Source organism: Pedobacter sp. GW456-11-11-14-TSB4, assembly GCF_059424425.1.
In genome coordinates, this window is the sequence record NZ_JBWKZK010000001.1 from 412652 (window position 1) to 431040 (window position 18389).

The 18389-nt window shown below is 34.8% G+C and carries 16 protein-coding genes; 6 read left to right on the forward strand and 10 right to left on the reverse strand.

The features are described from left to right. Positions 1-41: 41 nt before the first annotated feature. Positions 42-389, reverse strand: coding sequence for a Spx/MgsR family RNA polymerase-binding regulatory protein (locus AC07XU_RS01950; RefSeq protein WP_494941934.1), 348 nt, complete (start codon positions 387-389; stop codon positions 42-44). A gap of 204 nt (positions 390-593) precedes the next feature. On the opposite strand from AC07XU_RS01950, the gene AC07XU_RS01955 reads away from it, so the two are divergent. Both AC07XU_RS01955 and AC07XU_RS01960 read left to right on the forward strand, forming a co-directional pair. Continuing rightward, the gene (locus tag AC07XU_RS01955) at positions 594-2096 is read left to right on the forward strand and encodes a sensor histidine kinase (protein ID WP_494941935.1); all 1503 of its coding nucleotides are present in this window, start codon (positions 594-596) and stop codon (positions 2094-2096) included. 32 nt (positions 2097-2128) lie between these two features. Further along, on the forward strand, positions 2129-2824 hold the full coding sequence (locus AC07XU_RS01960; protein WP_494941936.1) for a LytR/AlgR family response regulator transcription factor: 696 nt from the start codon (positions 2129-2131) through the stop codon (positions 2822-2824). A 2-nt stretch (positions 2825-2826) separates the two neighbouring features. Here AC07XU_RS01960 and pth read toward each other — a convergent pair whose 3' ends face one another. After that, positions 2827-3387 (reverse strand): aminoacyl-tRNA hydrolase, encoded by a 561-nt coding sequence (gene pth / locus AC07XU_RS01965; RefSeq protein ID WP_494941937.1) that lies wholly within the window; start codon positions 3385-3387, stop codon positions 2827-2829. 78 nt (positions 3388-3465) lie between these two features. On the opposite strand from pth, the gene AC07XU_RS01970 reads away from it, so the two are divergent. The 3 genes from AC07XU_RS01970 to AC07XU_RS01980 are packed head-to-tail and all read left to right on the forward strand — an operon-like array spanning position 3466 to position 5088. Continuing rightward, on the forward strand, positions 3466-3786 hold the full coding sequence (locus AC07XU_RS01970) for a hypothetical protein (RefSeq protein ID WP_494941938.1): 321 nt from the start codon (positions 3466-3468) through the stop codon (positions 3784-3786). Further along, positions 3786-4652 carry a hypothetical protein gene (locus AC07XU_RS01975; RefSeq protein WP_494941939.1) on the forward strand — a complete coding sequence of 289 codons (867 nt, stop codon included), beginning with the start codon at positions 3786-3788 and terminating at the stop codon, positions 4650-4652. The genes AC07XU_RS01970 and AC07XU_RS01975 overlap by 1 nt, the downstream gene beginning before the upstream one ends. 1 nt (position 4653) lies before the next feature. Then, on the forward strand, positions 4654-5088 hold the full coding sequence (locus AC07XU_RS01980; RefSeq protein ID WP_494941940.1) for a DUF1573 domain-containing protein: 435 nt from the start codon (positions 4654-4656) through the stop codon (positions 5086-5088). 99 nt (positions 5089-5187) lie between these two features. Here the strand turns inward: AC07XU_RS01980 and AC07XU_RS01985 are convergent, their stop codons facing one another. Further along, positions 5188-5769, reverse strand: coding sequence for a 50S ribosomal protein L25/general stress protein Ctc (locus AC07XU_RS01985; protein WP_494941941.1), 582 nt, complete (start codon positions 5767-5769; stop codon positions 5188-5190). Positions 5770-5869: 100 nt separating this feature from the next. Continuing rightward, positions 5870-6811, reverse strand: a complete 942-nt coding sequence (locus AC07XU_RS01990) for a ribose-phosphate pyrophosphokinase (RefSeq protein WP_494941942.1) — start codon at positions 6809-6811, stop codon at positions 5870-5872. A 373-nt stretch (positions 6812-7184) separates the two neighbouring features. Here AC07XU_RS01990 and AC07XU_RS01995 point away from each other — a divergent pair, with 373 nt between their 5' ends. Beyond that, on the forward strand, positions 7185-10277 hold the full coding sequence (locus tag AC07XU_RS01995; protein WP_494941943.1) for a glycosyltransferase family 117 protein: 3093 nt from the start codon (positions 7185-7187) through the stop codon (positions 10275-10277). Positions 10278-10597: 320 nt separating this feature from the next. On the opposite strand, the gene AC07XU_RS02000 is transcribed toward AC07XU_RS01995, so the two are convergent. The 6 genes from AC07XU_RS02000 to AC07XU_RS02025 form a co-directional block, all read right to left on the reverse strand. Next, positions 10598-11563, reverse strand: a complete 966-nt coding sequence (locus tag AC07XU_RS02000) for an acetyl-CoA carboxylase carboxyltransferase subunit alpha (RefSeq protein ID WP_494941944.1) — start codon at positions 11561-11563, stop codon at positions 10598-10600. A gap of 362 nt (positions 11564-11925) precedes the next feature. Beyond that, a complete protein-coding gene (locus AC07XU_RS02005) occupies positions 11926-12789 on the reverse strand; it encodes an SPFH domain-containing protein (RefSeq protein ID WP_494941945.1) in 864 nt (287 codons plus the stop codon). A 5-nt stretch (positions 12790-12794) separates the two neighbouring features. Next, positions 12795-12968 carry a hypothetical protein gene (locus tag AC07XU_RS02010; protein WP_494941946.1) on the reverse strand — a complete coding sequence of 58 codons (174 nt, stop codon included), beginning with the start codon at positions 12966-12968 and terminating at the stop codon, positions 12795-12797. Positions 12969-13406: 438 nt separating this feature from the next. Beyond that, positions 13407-14987 carry a S10 family peptidase gene (locus AC07XU_RS02015; RefSeq protein ID WP_494941947.1) on the reverse strand — a complete coding sequence of 527 codons (1581 nt, stop codon included), beginning with the start codon at positions 14985-14987 and terminating at the stop codon, positions 13407-13409. A 206-nt stretch (positions 14988-15193) separates the two neighbouring features. Next, positions 15194-16450 (reverse strand): alkaline phosphatase family protein, encoded by a 1257-nt coding sequence (locus AC07XU_RS02020; RefSeq protein ID WP_494941948.1) that lies wholly within the window; start codon positions 16448-16450, stop codon positions 15194-15196. A gap of 4 nt (positions 16451-16454) precedes the next feature. Next, on the reverse strand, positions 16455-18362 hold the full coding sequence (locus AC07XU_RS02025) for an alpha-amylase family glycosyl hydrolase (RefSeq protein ID WP_494941949.1): 1908 nt from the start codon (positions 18360-18362) through the stop codon (positions 16455-16457). Between the last annotated feature and the right edge of the window lie 27 nt (positions 18363-18389).

Genomic DNA, 18389 nt, shown 5'->3' on the forward strand with positions numbered 1-18389 from the left:
TTGAACACCCTATATTTTTTAATGTTTCGTTTTTCTGCAATCTATTTTAATACTTCTTGGTATTGCTCTTCATTAAAGCTAAGTAATACTGCTTTGCCATTTTTTTCGATGATTGGCCTTTTTATAGCACTCGTATTTTGTATTAAATAGCTTATAACCTTATCAGGAGAATTTATTTCTGCTTGTTCATCCTTAGTTAGCTTTTTAAATGTTAAGCCATTTTTGTTGATCACTTTTTCCCAACCAAAAACATCAAACCATTCGGTTAATTTTTCAGCAGTAATTCCCTTTTTCTTAAAATCATGAAATTCAAAGTCTATTTGATTTGCCTTAAGCCAATCGAGCGCCTTTTTTACTGTATTACAATTAGGAATGCCGTATACAACCATATTAATTTTAGATTTTAGATTTATGAATTACGATTTTATTGATGCAAACCTAATTTTTCCTTATCAATAACGAAAGGTTAATAGATCAAATTTTTTGAATAAAATCTAATTATTACAAATTCATCACATTTTTAAAGGTGTTTATCACATTTTAATTTTTGATAGCTTTGCTGTTGGTAAAATTGCAGTGCTAAAATCAATTATATGAAACAAAAAGATTTACAAAAAGTAGAGTTTTGGGTATCAACCATACTTTATTGTATTGCAATTATCGTATTGATATCAAATACCGGAGATAGAAGAAATCCTCATGAATTTTATTATTTCAGAGAGAATAACATTTCATTCTCTTACTTCTCTAACTATTTCGCACCCAAACTTTTCCAATATTCCGTTATCTACTTCAGCTTTTTATCCATTAATTTTTTAATTATACCGGCCATCATCAAAAAACAGCAAAGCTCACTAAACGCTATTTTGCTTTTCGGGCTATTTTTAATGATGGGTTTAGTCATCAGCATTGCTAAAACCTACAGCGAAGCTTTTATGTTAGTACAATATGATGATATTCAAGATGCTTACAATAGGATATTTTTCAAAGGATTTTCATCATCCTTATGGACAATAATAGCTATTTCTGGATATGTTCTCTTGAAAGAATTTATTATCTATTTAATTGCCGATCATAAAAAAGCTGGGACAATTCAAGAACAAATTAAAATTGATATCGGTTTTGGATTGGCCTTTTGGTTTGTTGGATTGTTATTATGGGTTACTGCAAGCGCTCCATTTCAAATCATCATTTTATGGACATTAGTAATATTAGCAGCGATAGCTATTACCATTTATGCCATTTATTTTTATTTGCCACACCATTACACCAACAACAAAAAATTTAAGCGGTATTTTGGGCAAATGTTGTTGGTAAGCATTTTAATTGCAATTCCAGTTTCGTTAATTACCGCTTTAATGACAGGTGAGCCAGAGTTGGCAGCCGTTGTACTTTGTTTTCATTTTCCTACTCAAATTGTAATTACTTTGCCTTTAGCTTGGTATTTATATAAAAACAGGCTAGACAATAGTAATCAGCTTTTCACCTTAAAAACAGAGTTGGGCAAATCTGATGCTAGTTTAAGTTTCTTACAGTCGCAAATTAATCCGCACTTTCTATTTAATGCGCTTAATACTTTATACGGAACAGCTTTACAAGAAAACGCTGAAAGAACAGGAGAAGGCATACAGAAACTAGGCGATATGATGCGTTTTATGTTGCATGAAAACGTACAGGATAAAATTTCGCTAACACGTGATGTAGATTATTTAGAGAATTACATCGCTTTGCAAAAACTTAGAACTTCTCGCTCTGCCGATATTGCAATAGATACACAAATTGATGAGCAGCTAAATAATTTGCAAATCACACCAATGCTTTTAATTCCTTTTGTAGAAAATGCATTTAAACATGGCATTAGCTTGCAGCAACCATCGCACATTAAAGTTACTTTACAAACCAAAGAAAATACCTTGTATTTTGATGTACATAACAGCATTCATATCAAACCAGATAACGATCCTGAGAAATTGAAAAGCGGTATAGGTTTAGCTAATGTGAAACAACGACTGGCTTTATTGTATCCAAATAAACACGAATTAATTATCCGCGAAAGCGCAAAAGAGTTTTTTATACATTTAACTTTACAACTGTAAACCCTTAGTTTTGTTGAGCCCAATTAAAAAAGATGATTGCCATAGCCATTGATGACGAACCCATAGCTTTAGACATAGTTGCTGCCCACGCTAGCAAGGTTCCTTTTATTGAGCTAACGCAAACATTTACGAATGCTTTTGAGGCCATCGCTTACCTGCAACAATACAAAGTAGATTTAATTTTTTTAGATATTAAAATGCCAGACATTAGCGGCATCGACTTTCTAAAAGCTTTAAGCAAGCCGCCCATGGTTATTTTTACTACAGCTTACAGCGAACATGCAGTTCAAAGTTTTGAGCTAGATGCTGTTGACTATTTGCTAAAACCGTTTTCACTATCTAGATTTTTAAAAGCCTGTAACAAGGCTAAAGAATTATTTGATTTACGTAATCAGGCGCCAGATAGCAAAGCAGATTTTATTTTCATAAAAGATGGTTATGAGCAAGTGAAAGTGCTTTACAATGAAATATCTTATATTGAAGCCTCAGGTAATTACACCCAATTTCATCTCACAAATGGAAAATTACTAAGCTCTCGCATCACCATTAACGAATTGGTTGATTTGTTGCCTCATAAATTATTCGTACGAACACATAGGGCATTTATTATTGCAAAAGATAAAATCAGCAAGTTTGATCGGTCTCAAGTTTGGATTGGAGAACAACTTATCCCGATAGGTACAACTTATAGCGATTGTTTAAACCCCAAACCCCTAAAGGGGCTTTAGCTTTACTTGTTAAAAAGTGTCATGGTTTGGGCAGGGCCGATGGTTACAAAACTTTTAATCATGGTAACTCCCCTATTAATTAATGTTGGCAGCTCTTTCTGCTCATCTTTATCAAACAGACCTAATACATATTCAGCTTGTTGGCCCTTTCTAAAATTATCACTAATCCCGAAACGTAAACGAGCATAATTTTGTCCGCCGCAAACTTCTTCAATACTTTTTAAACCGTTATGGCCGGCACTGCTACCTTGCAATTTCATTCGTAATTTACCTAACGGAAGCGCTAAATCATCAACTAAAACCAAAACATTTTCTGGCGCTATTTTCAACTCTTTCATCCAATAATTTACAGCCTTACCACTCAAATTCATAAAAGTAGTAGGTTTAATTACATGCAATTTTTTGCCTTTATGACTTACCTCGGCATAATAAGCCAAACGCAATAGTTCAAAACTTCCGTCTAAATCTTTTACCAACTGATCGGCAATATCAAAACCAATATTATGGCGTGTATGTGCATATTCCGGGCCAATATTTCCTAGCCCAACGATGAGAAATTTCATTTGGCTAAGTTAGAAAAAAGTCGGAACGTGAGGAAGGATTGCTTGTATGTTAAAATTCATTGTCTTTAAAAATTACCTTTGATAAAAAATATTTCACTTTTCCCTTGCGATAATCAAATGTTTTTTTTTTCTTTTGAGGTTAAACCAATAACTATACATTATGAAAAAATTAAAAACCCTTTATTAACAGCTATTATAGCTGCTTGCTCTTTTTTAACTGCATATGCTGTGACGCCTGAAGAAGTTAACTGCGACACACCCTCAGCAATGTTTGGCGAAACGTTGTGTATTGATGCAGACGGTAATTTTAAGATTTGCAAACACACTTTTTGGGTAAGCCATTCTTGCAAAAATTATTATGGCCCAATAGAAGAAGTAGTTCAAGACAACCCTCAATAATGCATAAATTAAAAATGCTTAAAAGAATGATACCTGTAATTACTATTATGGGTATTTTTTTTATTCAACCTGGCCAAGCTCAAATTTTAAAAGTTTTAGACTCTACAACTAAAATCAATCTTTCAAATTTTAATTTAAAAGCTACTAATGATAAGATAATTACAAGTGACCTTGGGGTCATTAAAATTGAAAATGCTTATAAACAAAGAATTATAATCATAAATTATTTTGGTTATAAACCCCTATCATTTACTTTTCCTACCAATGATACCACCATACTACTAGCTGAAAACATCATACGCTTAGGAGAAGTGGAAATAAGGAATACAGCAAAAAACATAACTGTTATTGGTAATTTTGAAAAAAAAACAAAAAATGTATTTGTAAATAGTAGAACTGATAAAGACATTAATTTTACTGTTGTAAATAGATTTCATAATAACCATGAACATATTGAGGCTATATTGTTTTATATAGCCAAAGATGAAAATTATGCGAAATCAAAGGATATAGGTCCAATAGAAATTGTCTTTTTCAATGAAAATTCAAGCAAGTTACCTGACAAAGAACCATTTCACAAGATTTTAGTAAATAACTACTCCATTGGTTGGAACAAAATCCTATTGCCAGATTTGGCACAAAAAAATGAAATAATTTACTATGGTGTAAGATGGGTTTTCAATCCTGAAAAATATCATTATAAAAACATTAGAAACAAAAAAAATTACAGCTTTTTTGGGCCCAAATTAGGAGTTGTCTCACGTGAGAATGCTGAATTTCATCAAACTTTTTTTTTCAATGCTGAGAAAGGTTGGCGCCCGAGCATTTTTACTCCAGCAATGTTAGCTTTAGAAATTATTAAATAAAATGAAAATAATAAAATATATAATTCTTTTTTTAATATGTTTTGCAGTTGGACAATATGTTATAAGAACATATTATGATTCCAAAAAAAATGCAACCAAACAATCAAGTCAAAAAAAAGCCAAACAAGAAAACTTAACTAGAATTAGTTCTCCTCTTCTAATAGATAAGGGTAAAATAAAACATAATTCAATTGAAGGTGTTTTTGAAGTAAAAAATATTGGAGAATTTAATTTGAGTAAACTTGAAGTTTCTGGAGACTGTAGCTGTACGGATATAAAATTCAACAAAAAGGACTTATCAAAAGGTGGGATTTCTACTGTTTATTATAAAATTGATTTAAGTGAAGAAAAGGGGTGGTTTAACAAAACCATCAATATTAAAGGATCATTTTTTCCTCATACTAGATTAATTAGGATTGAAGGTTACAAATTATGAAGACGATTGAAATTAGCTCATAATAAAGAAGCGGTAAAGAATTTCTTCTCTACCGCTTCAAAAATCTGTGAAATCACCTAAATCGGTGTAATCATTAAATTATTTACCTTTAGCTGCTTCAGTTTCTGCTTGTTTTAATGCTCTAGACATACCTACAGAAACGATTGTATCTTCTGGAGTGTTTGTTACCACGTAATCAGCTTTTTGCAAATCACGAACGCGGAACAAGTTTCCAACTTCTAATTTAGCAATGCTAACTTCTACTACTTGAGGCATGTTTTTAGGCAATGACTTAACACGTAGTTTACGTAATTTCTGTACCAATTTACCACCCATTTTAACACCTGGAGAAGTTCCGGTTAATTTAACTGGGATTTCCATTAAGATTTCTTTATCATCAAATAATTGAAGAAAATCTACGTGGATTAATTTGTCTGTTAATGGGTGAAACTGAGCTTCTTTAATGATAGCTTTAGTTTTAGCACCACCAATAGTGATTTCTAAAAAGTTAGCTTCTGGAGTGTAAATAGCCTCGTTTAAATCAGTGCTTAATACAGCAAAGTGTACTTGCTCTTTACCACCATACAATACTGCAGGAACTTTACCTTCATAGCGAAGCTCTTTAGCATCGCGTTTCCCTACGTTCTCTCTTGGAGAACCGCTAATAGCGATTGTTTTCATTTTTGTTATATTTAATTGTTTACTTAAATTCTTACTTCATTGTTTGGCGTGGGGCGATTAGCGTGGGGCGCTCAAAAAGCTTTACGCAATACGCTTATCCCTAAACCTTAAAAAGATCACTTATCGATCCATGCTCATTTACATTGGCAATTGCCTTTGCAAATAACTTAGCTGTACTTAGCACCTTAATTTTAGGGCTTGCCTGTTTTAAAGGTATAGTATCAGTTACAATCAATTCCTCTAACATTGAGTTCTCAATTGTTTCATACGCTTTGCCTGATAAAACTGCATGCGTACAAACCGCTCTCACACTATTTGCACCGTTTTCCATAATTAAAGCTGCTGCTTTAGCTAAGGTACCTGCGGTATCGCAAATATCATCCATCAACACAATATCTTGTCCGGTTACATCTCCAATAATCGACATAGATTCGATTTCATTAGCACGTAAACGACGTTTATCACAAATTACAACTTCTGCATTAAAAAACTTAGCAAAAGTACGAGCTCTGTACGAGCCACCCATATCTGGCGAAGCAATGGTTAAGTTTTTTAAACCTAAGCTTTTAATGTAAGGCACAAAAATAACCGATCCATCTAAGTGATCTACAGGAATATCAAAAAAACCTTGTATTTGTGCAGCATGCAAATCCATTGTCATGATGCGATGGATGCCTGCTGTTTTTAATAAGTTAGCTACCAGTTTTGCCCCAATTGCTACACGTGGTTTGTCTTTTCTATCTTGGCGAGATAATCCGTAATAAGGAACAACTGCTGTAATGTAATGTGCTGATGCTCTTTTAGCGGCATCAACCATTAACAAAAGTTCCATTAAATTATCGCTAGGCTGATAGGTAGATTGCACCAAAAATACGTCACTTCCTCTTATCGATTCATCAAAAGAAGGCTGGAACTCGCCATCGCTAAACCGACTTAAAGTAACGCTTCCTAGTGGTTTGCCGTAAGCTTCGGCAATTTGTTTCGCTAAATCTTTTGTACCGCTTCCGGCAAAAATTTTAACTGGGTTAAATTGCAATGGCATGATTTGCGGGTATCAATGCTGGGTTAAAAAAAATCGGATTGCGGTTTTATTCACAATCCGAAAAAAATTTGTTGTCCGACCTGGATTCGAACCAAGACAAACGGTACCAAAAACCGTTGTACTACCCTTATACTATCGGACAATTTTCCACCACAACTGTTGTTCTGAAATGGAATGCAAATTTACGCACATTTTTTATATCTGCAAGTGCCAAAGCAAAAAAAATTAAAATATTTTTCAAAGTTGGTTTTTAAGCACATTAAACCGTTAATAATTGTTAAAAGAGGTTAAATATTTCGGCATATCTCAATCTATTTCTTTATTTTCGGCTGCATTTTGTGTGCTCATAAATTAAATTTTACTCATTTGTACAATGAATTATTCTAAAATAAACAACATCGTAGGCTGGCTTTGTTTCTTTATCGCCGCTATAACCTACACTTTAACTTTAGAACCATCTGTTAGTTTTTGGGATTGTGGTGAGTTTATCGCCTCTGCTTTAAAAATGCAAGTTGTACACCAACCTGGTGCACCATTGTTTTTAATGATTGAACGTTTCTTCTCTTTATTCGCCTTTGGCGACAAAATGATGATTGCTTATTTTATGAATATGGGCTCTGCTATTGCAAGTGCCGCAACTATATTATTCCTTTTCTGGACCATTACTGCTTTAGCTAAAAAGATTTTAGTGAAGGGTAATGAGGCTATCAGCAACGCTACTTTAATTAGCATTATGGGTGCCGGAGCAGTTGGCGCTTTAGCTTATACTTTTTCAGATAGTTTTTGGTTTTCGGCAGTTGAAGCTGAGGTTTATGCCTTATCATCATTATTTACTGCTATAGTTTTTTGGGCCATTTTAAAATGGGAAGCTATTGCAGACGAACCAAGAGCCGATAGATGGTTATTGTTTATTGCTTATATCATGGGGCTATCAATAGGTATTCACTTATTAAACTTATTAACTATACCGGCTATCGCGTTTGTATATTATTTCAAGAAAACAAAATCACCAACAACATCAGGCATTTTTAAAACCTTTGGAATTGGGGTGTTAATTTTAGCAGTTATCCAATACGGTATCATCCAATATTTAGTTAAAATTGGTGCTTATTTCGATTTATTCTTTGTAAATACTTTGGGTACAGGCTTTGGCATGGGTGTTCTTTTCTTTGCTATTTTATTAATCGGTGGCTTAGTTTGGGCAATTAGATACTCTATCCAACGCCAAAAGAAAATTCTAAACTTAGCATTGCTATCAACTGTATTAATCATTTTTGGGTATGCTTCTTTCGCCATGATTATTATCAGAGCTCAGGCAAAACCAAACTTAAATAACAGCGATCCTGATAATGCTTTCTCATTTTTAAGTTACCTAAACCGTGAGCAATATGGCGATAGACCTTTAGTAACAGGACCTAACTATAATACTATTCCAAAATATACTGACGAAGGTTATCCGGTAGTTGATACAGGTGGTAAGATTTACAGAAAAGGGGCCGAAAAATATGAAGTTGCTGGGGTTAAAACAGAACAAGTTTATGGCATAACAGAGAGATTTCCTGATAGTTTACAACGTTTACAAAAAACAACCTTGTTCCCAAGGATGTATAGTGACGATGAACGACATGCTAATTATTATAAAGATTTTATGGGTCTATCTGACCAAGATGTGCCAAACGTTTTTGATAACGTAGGTTTCTTTGCCAGGTACCAGGTTGGCTTTATGTATTTGCGTTATTTTGGATGGAATTTCATTGGTCGCCAAAATGAAGACCAAGGACAAGGTAGTATTTATGAAGGACGGGCATTAAGTGGAATTAAGCCTGTAGACGCTTTAGCTCTGGGCGATCAAACGAACCTACCTCCTTCTATAACAGAAAGTAATTCATACAACCGTTTCTTTGCTTTACCATTTATATTAGGTCTTTTAGGTGCTTTATGGCATTTCCAGAGAAACCCTAAAGATGGTGGCATTATTGGTTTACTGTTCTTTTGTACCGGCATAGCTATTGTGCTTTACCTTAACCAAAAACCACTAGAACCAAGAGAACGTGATTATGCGTATGTAGGCTCGTTTTATGCTTTTGCCATTTGGATTGGGCTCGGAGTGCTTGCTATTAAAGAGTGGGTATTTAAGAAACTAACGCCACAAACCGCAGCTGTTGGCGCAACAGTTATTGCTTTAGGTATGGCACCAGTAATCATGGCTAGCCAAGGCTGGGATGATCATGACCGTTCTGATAAAATGGTTGCGCATGATATTGCAGTGAGTTACATGGAATCTTGCGCACCAAATGCAATTTTATTTACTTACGGCGATAATGACACCTACCCACTTTGGTATATACAAGAGGTAGAGGGCGTTAGACCAGATATTAGATTGGTAAACTTAAGTTTATTTGATACAGATTGGTATATTAATGGTATGCGCCGTAAAGTTCATGAATCAGAACCTTTACCAATTACGATGAAAGAGTCTCAATACGTTTCGGGTGTTAGAGATTACATGAGATTTACAGATGCCAATATACAAGGCAATGTAGAACTTAAAGAAGTTGTAGATTATTTATTGCAGGCTAATAATGACCTACCAACTAAAAACTTGAAGTTAACAGTTAATCCGCAGGACGTAATTAGTACAGGTACTTTACCAGCCAGCAAAGCTAATCAGATTACACCTGCTTTAGAATGGAGATTTAATAAACCTTACATTACCAAAGGTACATTGGCTATGTTTGATATTTTGGCTCACAACAATTGGAAAAGACCAATTTATTTCTGTAGTACTGTACCTTCTGAGCAATTTAATGGACTAGATAAATATTTGTATAGTGAAGGTTTGGCTTTACGCCTACTTCCATTAAAAACTGATAGCTTATCAAACGATGGTGAAACTCCAATTAATTTGGAGCCAATGTATAACCATATCATGAATAAATTTAAGTGGGGAAATATTAAAAATGCTTCTTATTTAGATGCTCAATCGGTTGATGATATTTCGATTTTTAGTAATATGTTTAACAGCTTAATTTCAGGTTTGATTAAAGAAGGCAGAATTGAAGATGCTAAGAAAGCGTTTAAAAAGTACGATGAGGTAATGCCGACTAAAATTTATAGTCTTCGTATGATGATGGGGGTGCCTACAAGAGCCCAAAACCTTTATATTTTAGGCGAAACTCAAAAAGCAAATGATTTACTTAAAAAATCTGCTGCTTATATACAAAAAGAGTTAAGCTACCTTGCAGATTTAACTAAAAGCAAGGGTGAAATTATTGGCGGGCAAAATGCTCAACTTGGCTTAAACTGGTCTTTATTGCCAATGGCACAGGTTGCTTCGCAATATAAACAACCTGCATTAGCGCAACAACTAATTGCCCAATATGAGGCTTTAGATAGTAGATTTGACAATCTCTTTAGCCGTTCAAGACAACAACAAATGCAAGATCAAATGAGTGGTGGAGAATAATTTCATCCTTAATTAAATATATAAATGCTTCTCAAATTGAGAAGCATTTTTTGTTTAAACCACATAGGCGCAAAGAATTAACAGGGCCAATGGGAGCGGTCGTCACCCTGAATTTATTTCATGGTCTTTTATGCAAAAAAGATGTTCAAATAAATTCAGCATGACGATAAGTGTTAGCATTATCCTATAGGCTGGGATCGCACCAACCTAAAAAACTCTTCGCCAACCTAATTTTGAAACTCGCGAAAAAATAGAAAATTAAGCCACAAAAAAAACTCCCAACTAAAAGCCGAGAGTTTCCATATGATTAAAGTTTAGAATTAACCTTCTACCACTACACCCATCGCACAGAATTTATCAATTCTAGTCGCAATTAGTTTGTCTGTATTTTGTTTACCCAACTCTTGTAAATCTTTTATAATTGTTTCTTTTAAAGTTAAACCCATTAATTCTGGATTTTGGTGTGCGCCACCAAGCGGTTCTTTTACTACTCCATCAATTAACCCGTTGGCAAACATATCATCTGAAGTTAATTTTAAACATTCAGCTGCTTTTTCTTTAAAATCCCAGCTTCTCCATAAAATAGATGAACATGATTCTGGAGAGATAACCGAATACCAAGTGTGCTCTAACATGTAAACTTTATCGCCAATACCAATACCTAAAGCACCACCAGAAGCACCCTCTCCTACTATAAAGCACAAGATTGGCACTCGTAATACTGACATTTCTAATAAGTTACGAGCAATTGCTTCACCTTGTCCGCGTTCTTCTGCTTCTAAACCTGGATAAGCACCCATTGTATCAATAAATGAAATAACAGGTTTGTTAAACTTTTCAGCAAGTTTCATTAAACGTAAAGCTTTACGGTAACCTTCTGGGTTTGCCATACCAAAATTACGGAACTGACGCTCTTTAGTGTTTTTACCTTTTTGGTGACCGATAATCATTACCGTTTGACCATTGATTGTAGCGAAACCACCAACAATAGCTTTATCGTCCTTCACTGTTCTATCGCCATGCATCTCGATGAAATCATCGCAAATCATGTTGATATAATCTAAAGTTTGCGGTCTTTCTGCATGACGAGACATTTGAACTTTTTGCCATCCTGTTAAGTTGGTATATAAGTTCTGACTAGTTGCAGCTACCTTTTCGTCTAGTTCTGCTAATGTTGCAGACATGTCTACTTTAGTTTTGTCGGCAACTTGCTTTACCTTTTCAATTTGCTGCAATAAATCAGCTAAAGGTTTTTCGAAATCGAATGATGTTTTAATCTGTTCCATAAGCGGACTGCAAAAATAAGTAATTATTCTAAATGATTACATAGATTTAAAAGATTAGTAATTTTAGGTGAGTATTTATTAGGTTTTAATAGGTAAATAAAATGTGTTAAATAGGAATGGTTTGCCAAGTGACAAACCATTAAAAACTTTTCTTTTCTTTTAACGTGTAATAAAATAAATTGCGGCTACAGAAAATACAACAATCCGGATCCAATTAAAAATAATTTCAATTTTATTGGCATTAGTTAATTTATCTTGAGCTGCCATAAGCAATTTTTTATCTCTCGAGTTCTTCCAGTAATATAACATTGCTGAAGCGCAACAAAGAAATACTGCTAAGAAGTCTATTCCCTCGTTTTTTATCACTTAATTGGCATCATCAAGTTCATACCACCACCAGCTTGTGTGGTTGGCAATTTACCATCCCATTTTTTAATCCATTCTTGTTGTATTAGCATTGGTGTTAAAGATGCTTGTCTTAAGCGGTTAGCTTCTGCTTCAGATTTTGCCCTAACCAATAAAGCCTGTGCTTCACCTTGTGCGGTTGCTACTTTCACCTTAGCTTCTGCATCTGCTTGTTTGGCTTGGTTTTCTGCTTTGAGCCTTGCTTGTATCGATGCATTTTTTTCATCAATCATTTGGCGTAAACTTTCTGGCGGTGTAATGGCCGAAGTTAACTGATCGTAAACAAAACCATCTTTACTTAAATTTTTGGTTAAAATAGTCTGTATTCTATCCTCAAAACGCTCTCTGTTACTCATTACCGAATCTGAACTAAAAGAGTTAGCCACAATACGGTAAGCATCGTAAATGGTGTTTCGCATAAACTGTTGCTCAATTTCGTTTAATGGTTTACGGTATTGCCTGTAAATTTGTGGCACCATTATAGGATTTACATGATAGTTTAATTTAGGATCTACCTTAAATTCCGCAGCATCTTTTGTAGTTACCACAAATGGTTCATAATCTACAGATTGTGTATATGTCGGAAATTCGACGATTTTAGTTGTCCACGAATTGTACCAAACCCTACCTGTAACAATGGTAATATTATCAACACCTCTATCCGAACCATAAAGGTTTATTTTTATACCAACATTACCAGCATCAATATTTTCGTAAGTAAAAGGTTGTATTGCATAAATAATAATCACCACCACAAATATAACTAGTCCTTTAATTAGTTTTTTTATCAGCGATTTTTTCTGCGTTTCTTGAAATTCCATGAGCGTTAAAGTTTTTTAAATAATAAGCTAATTGGGCCAAATACCAAAGCAAAACCCAAAACAATTTCGGCAATGCCAATGGCTACCTCTACATTGCTAGGTTCACTTAAGTTGTTTACTCCTAATGTTATAATCACGATGGCCGCAATTACCCTAATAAGAATAATAAGCTGTTTCATTGTTACGTTAATCTATTCACGAAAGATAATAAATTCGCAGTAATTATCAAATTGAGCATTTTATTTGAAAAGCAGCGGCAGTTTTTTCAATTGAAAATTTAGTCCTGCTATTCGTTTTATTTCGTCCCAACCTAAAGGTCGGGACTACATGCTCACTACTATCAGGTTTATTTTACAACGGCATTGGCTACTATGAGAGGTTTAATTTGCACCGACCTAAGTTATTTAGCCCTGATTGACGCGGAAATATCCCGATTTTTTCATCGGGAATTGCAGCAAAAAGCAGGTGCAAACTTTAACCATAGCAAAACCTTTGCGCTACAAAAAAAGCGACTAGAAAATTCTAATCGCCCTTATATATTTTGATGGTGTCTTCTTTAACTATTACAAACTAAGTTTTGCAGTTGCTAATTAAGTTTGTCAAAGTATATTAGCTTCCTAAAACTTTGCCGGCACACCTGCTTTTGGTAGTGATTTTTCAATAAAATCTCTGATGTGATCGTTCCCTAATTTCAAATCTGGCTTACGTAAATACATCATATGACCACTTTCATAGCCTTCCCAACTCATTCTATCTTGCAACTTACCACTCGGATCCATTTGCCACATGTTATATTTGGCGTTAAAATAATCGCAAGCACCATCGTAATAACCAGACTGCACTAAAACATGCAAATATGGATTTTGCGCCATGGCTGCTCTTAAATTTTCACCGCTATTGTCGCCAGTTCTATCCCACGGGTTTACCGGGCCAAACATGTTATACTTTAAATCTGTTTTGTAGTTTAAGGCGTTGCGCAAGTACATGTTTATGGCTGGCGTAAACGAGTGCAACCACGAGGTTAATTCTGCATTATAATCTGGACTACTGCCGGATGCAGATCTATCAATACCTTTATATCTACTATCTAACCTGCCAACTGTAAAACCTTTATCTCTCAATAATTCTTTCCAAAATAGGTTTGTAGAAACATCTAAATTATTTTGTAAAATTACCTTTTCTGAAATCCCCGAATATTTTGCCATTCGAGCGGCAATTTTCTGCTTATCGGCCATTGGCAAAAAGCCGCCTTTTGCAATTGCAGGTATCAATTCATCAACCGTAAATTTCTCTACCTCTGGCAACATATCTGTTAGTTTTTTACTCTGCAAATCAGCAGGCAGCATTTTATGATACCATGCTGTAGCTGCAAAATAAGGCAAACGCAAGGCCGCATCCATCACAGTTCCTCTTTCTATACCTAATTCCGTCGGCGAAACTAAAATTACGCCATTTAGGTACATCCAATGGTTACTTTGGAGCTCTAAAGCCAAGCCAGACACACGTGTGGTTCCATAACTTTCGCCTATTAAATATTTTGGAGATGCCCAACGATTGTTGCGAGTTACGAAAGTATTAATCCACTCTGCCAGATACCTAATATCTGCACGTACACCGAAAAATTTATTGGTTGGTACATCTTTACTGGTAGCACGAGAGTAACCTGTATTTACAGGATCAATGTAAACGATATCGGCCACATCTAAAATTGAAGTGTTGTTGTCTTTATAACCATAAGGCTGTATTGGGTAACCTTCGTCATCAATATTTAAAACTACTGGGCCTGTATAGGCAATATGCATCCAAACTGAAGCAGAACCTGGGCCGCCGTTAAAGGAAATTACCAATGGTCTGCTTTCTTTGTTGCTTACATCTGTTCTTTCGTAATAGGTGTAGAAAAGGCCTGCAATAGGCTTTCCTTCTTCATCCCAAACTGGCAAAGTACCTGTTGTTGCTTTGTATGGCACCGCTTTACCTCTAATGGTTACGGTATGATTAGTGATGACCGAACTTTCTGGAACGATAGTTCTTGATGCAATATTGGAATTTATTTTTGTTTCTTCTTTTACTGGAGTAGCAGTTGGTTGTGCTGTTGAACGTTGACTATTTTGAGCTTGGCCACTTTGCGAACGTTGTTGTGCAAATGTGATGCTTACAAAACTTAAAGCAATTAATGTTGAGGTAAATATTTTCTTCATTTCGAATATTTGTTTGGTTGGCTAAATATCCAAATAGAATTTCATATTTGATAAGGAACACGAAAATGTTACTAGGGGGTTGGTTCTGTTAGTGTGGATTGATGTTAAGCTATACGAAAAGAAAACATAATCTGCAAATCAATTAAGAGCGTTTATCTAAATTTTACTTCAAATGATTGATAAGCTTTGACACCAAAAGGGTGATATTACCTTAAAACTTGCTTCAAAACCTTCTCTTTACCATCAATTTGATGTGTAAAATTTAAACCTAAAATTTTAGCTATTAACGGATAAACATTTACGTTTTCGAATGCTGGTATTTTCAATCCTGATTTAAAGTTTGGACCCCAAGCATAAAAGGTGGCATGCATATCATTAATAGATGGATCAAAGCCATGTTGCCCAGCTTCGGGCTTGTTGTTATTGATATTAAAAACTTTAGGCAACTGTGGCACCAAGATAATATCGCCAACTCGATCGTAGGTATCATTCTTTTTGTTGTAATGCCAAGCTTTTGGAATATTTTTACTCAAGTAAACGTTGTAATCTTTTGCTTCAGACTTTAATGCCTTGTAAGTTGGTTTTACATCTTTTGGATCTTTGGCATATACATTTAAAAGTGCATTGCCGGGCGGCACTATAAACTTATTTACATCAATAGCTTTGGGCAATGAAATGGTATTTTCTCTATCCACTGTTGTCATGCCGTGATCTGATAAAACAATAAAATTGATGGCCAATTTGCTTCGATCTGCAACTTCTACCAATTTACCAATAGCATCATCTAAAACTTTTACAGCTGATCTCGTTTCTTCAGAATCTGGGTTGTTTGCGTGAGCAGCCTTATCAACTTGCGGAAAATAAAGTGCGATAAAATGTGGTCTTTTCTCTGAGGGTAAATTAAGCCAATCTTTAACCACATTTATTCTTCTTTCTAGCGGGATAATTTCGCTATAATTAAATAAATACGTTGGTTTAATACCATTCATCGATATTTCTGATCCAGGCCAATAAAATATAGCACTTAACATTTTTTGCTCTTCGGCTAAAACCCACAGTGGTTTTCCGTTGTACCAAGAGCTATCCACTGCCATTTTTCGATCTGACCTTTTAAAAACAACATCACGGGTTTTATCGTAAAAAATGTTGTTTACTACTCCATGATGCGAAGGATACAAACCAGTTACAATGCTGTAATGGTTAGGAAAAGTTAAAGATGGAAATGAAGGTTTTAAATAATCAGCCTTCACTCCCACTTCTCTTAATTTAATTAAGTTTTTTGCATTAAACTTGTCTGCTAAATCCCATCTAAAACCATCTAAAGATATTAGGATTACATAAGGTTTTTCTTGCTGTTCAATACTATTAAGCCTATTTTTTATAACCAGTTGAGTGGTATCTTGAGCGCTTAACTTTGAAAATATGAGTAAGAAAATTACCGAAATTAATATGGTTTTTTGCATGAGTTTAATTTAGCGCCTGCTTGCTATAAATATGGTATTCTCCTGGTGCAAGCGTAGCTGTAAAAGTAGTACTTCCTAAATTAATATTAGTACCTCCGCTAGCATTTATCCAAGTACCGTTTGAACCAAAATCTATATTTGCAGTTTGATTAACCACATCGAAATTACCAACAACAATTACCGTGTTTGTACCATTTGTTAATTTGATATGCTTTATTGCACCTGTTGTACTGTAGGTGAAAGTTGGACTAGAAAAAATCGGGTTTTTCTTTTTTAAATTGATAAATTTCGCATAAGCATCATATAAAGCCTTACGCTTCGCATCATTATAATAATCCCATTTGATTGGCTTATCGCCAGTTCTGCCATTAAAATTAATGCTGTAATCGTAGCCAACCTCTCCAAACTGCCAAATCATTTTAGGCCCAGGAATGGCAAACATAAACGCAGCAGCCATTTCGTTTCTTTTTAATGCAGTTGTTAAATCTTTAACATTATATCCGCCAAATGCGTTACCAAAGTTGATGTTTTTATAAGTTAAACGTTCTTCGTCATGACTTTCGATATAAGCAATTAGATTTTCTGATTTGGCGAAATTATGTTTGTTAAAAAATCCCCATGAAAAATCAGAGTCAGAAAGCCAACCCATAGTAGCCTCATTCATGTTGTGATTTATATTTGCCCAAAACATCATACCATCATCAGCCAAAACCTTCTCCTCACTCGCATCAGCAAAGTGCTCTAAAATAACATAAAAATTAGGGTCGATGCTCTTGATGAAATTGTTATAATCTTTCCAAATGGCAACTCTACTTGCATCGTAAGCCGCAAAAGGCCCATCGCCAGTGGTAAAATTTTGTGTAAACCCTTTTGATAAATCGAACCTAAAACCATCTATTTTATATTGTTGCATCCAATGTTTAATGGCCGCTTTTACAAAGTATTTGGTTGCTGGGCTTTCGTGATTAAAATCGAAACCTACATTATAAGGGTGTTTTGCATCTACGTTATACCACGGACTATTAGAAGTTGGTTTATTTCCATCCCAATATAATTGCACCATTGGCGATTGCCCAAATGAATGGTTAAAAACCATATCCATGATAACCGCTATTCCTTTACCATGACACTCATCGATAAAGTTTTGCAAGGCGTTTTTGGTTCCGTAATATTTGTCAGGAGCAAAATAATACGAAACATTATACCCCCAACTTAAATTTCCTTCAAATTCGGTTACTGGCATTAATTCGATGGCGTTAATGCCCAAGCTTATCAAATAATCTAGCTTTTGTAAGGTGGATGCATAAGTATGTTCAGTAGTAAAATCACGGATAAGCAATTCGTAAATCACTAAATTATCTTTGCCTGGTCTGGAGAAACTGTTATTTCTCCATGAGTAAATTGGCTGATTGGCTTGCATTACGCTCACATTACCTGTTGTTTTACCAGTTGGATAAGCTTTTAAATTAGGATATACAGCTGCAGTGATATAACTATCATTATCAGGATCTAAAACTTTTTCGCAATAAGGGTCAGCAACTTTTAGCACATCATTTACCAAAAATTGATAAGCATATTCGGTATTGGGATTTAAATTATCAATTTGAACCCACCATGTATTTCCATCAGGAGCTAATTTCATTTGATAAGCTGGCATAGACTGCCAATTATTAAAATCGCCTAACAAATAAACAGAGTTTTTAGATGGTGCAAATAGCGTAACTATTGCAGACGTGCCTCCGTTAATAAAAGTAACTCCATCTTTAGCTCCAGTTGGCAGAGGATAAGTAGGGACTGTTGGTGTAGTAGGCGGAACAGGGGCTGGCTCTTCTTTCGGGAACGTTCCCGATTTTTTACAAGAAAAAAGTGAAAGCAATGTGATAAAAACAAAAAAATAGGATATCTTTTTCATTTGGAAATATATTTGGTTCTCAAAAAT

Excerpts from the sequence above, each read along its gene's own strand:
- AC07XU_RS01950 (WP_494941934.1), bottom strand. The coding sequence starts at position 389 with ATGGTTGTATACGGCATTCCTAATTGTAATACAGTAAAAAAGGCGCTC.
- AC07XU_RS01955 (WP_494941935.1), top strand. The coding sequence starts at position 594 with ATGAAACAAAAAGATTTACAAAAAGTAGAGTTTTGGGTATCAACCATA.
- AC07XU_RS01960 (WP_494941936.1), top strand. The coding sequence starts at position 2,129 with ATGATTGCCATAGCCATTGATGACGAACCCATAGCTTTAGACATAGTT.
- pth (WP_494941937.1), bottom strand. The coding sequence starts at position 3,387 with ATGAAATTTCTCATCGTTGGGCTAGGAAATATTGGCCCGGAATATGCA.
- AC07XU_RS01975 (WP_494941939.1), top strand. The coding sequence starts at position 3,786 with ATGCATAAATTAAAAATGCTTAAAAGAATGATACCTGTAATTACTATT.
- AC07XU_RS01980 (WP_494941940.1), top strand. The coding sequence starts at position 4,654 with ATGAAAATAATAAAATATATAATTCTTTTTTTAATATGTTTTGCAGTT.
- AC07XU_RS01985 (WP_494941941.1), bottom strand. The coding sequence starts at position 5,769 with ATGAAAACAATCGCTATTAGCGGTTCTCCAAGAGAGAACGTAGGGAAA.
- AC07XU_RS01990 (WP_494941942.1), bottom strand. The coding sequence starts at position 6,811 with ATGCCATTGCAATTTAACCCAGTTAAAATTTTTGCCGGAAGCGGTACA.
- AC07XU_RS01995 (WP_494941943.1), top strand. The coding sequence starts at position 7,185 with ATGAATTATTCTAAAATAAACAACATCGTAGGCTGGCTTTGTTTCTTT.
- AC07XU_RS02000 (WP_494941944.1), bottom strand. The coding sequence starts at position 11,563 with ATGGAACAGATTAAAACATCATTCGATTTCGAAAAACCTTTAGCTGAT.
- AC07XU_RS02005 (WP_494941945.1), bottom strand. The coding sequence starts at position 12,789 with ATGGAATTTCAAGAAACGCAGAAAAAATCGCTGATAAAAAAACTAATT.
- AC07XU_RS02010 (WP_494941946.1), bottom strand. The coding sequence starts at position 12,968 with ATGAAACAGCTTATTATTCTTATTAGGGTAATTGCGGCCATCGTGATT.
- AC07XU_RS02015 (WP_494941947.1), bottom strand. The coding sequence starts at position 14,987 with ATGAAGAAAATATTTACCTCAACATTAATTGCTTTAAGTTTTGTAAGC.
- AC07XU_RS02020 (WP_494941948.1), bottom strand. The coding sequence starts at position 16,450 with ATGCAAAAAACCATATTAATTTCGGTAATTTTCTTACTCATATTTTCA.
- AC07XU_RS02025 (WP_494941949.1), bottom strand. The coding sequence starts at position 18,362 with ATGAAAAAGATATCCTATTTTTTTGTTTTTATCACATTGCTTTCACTT.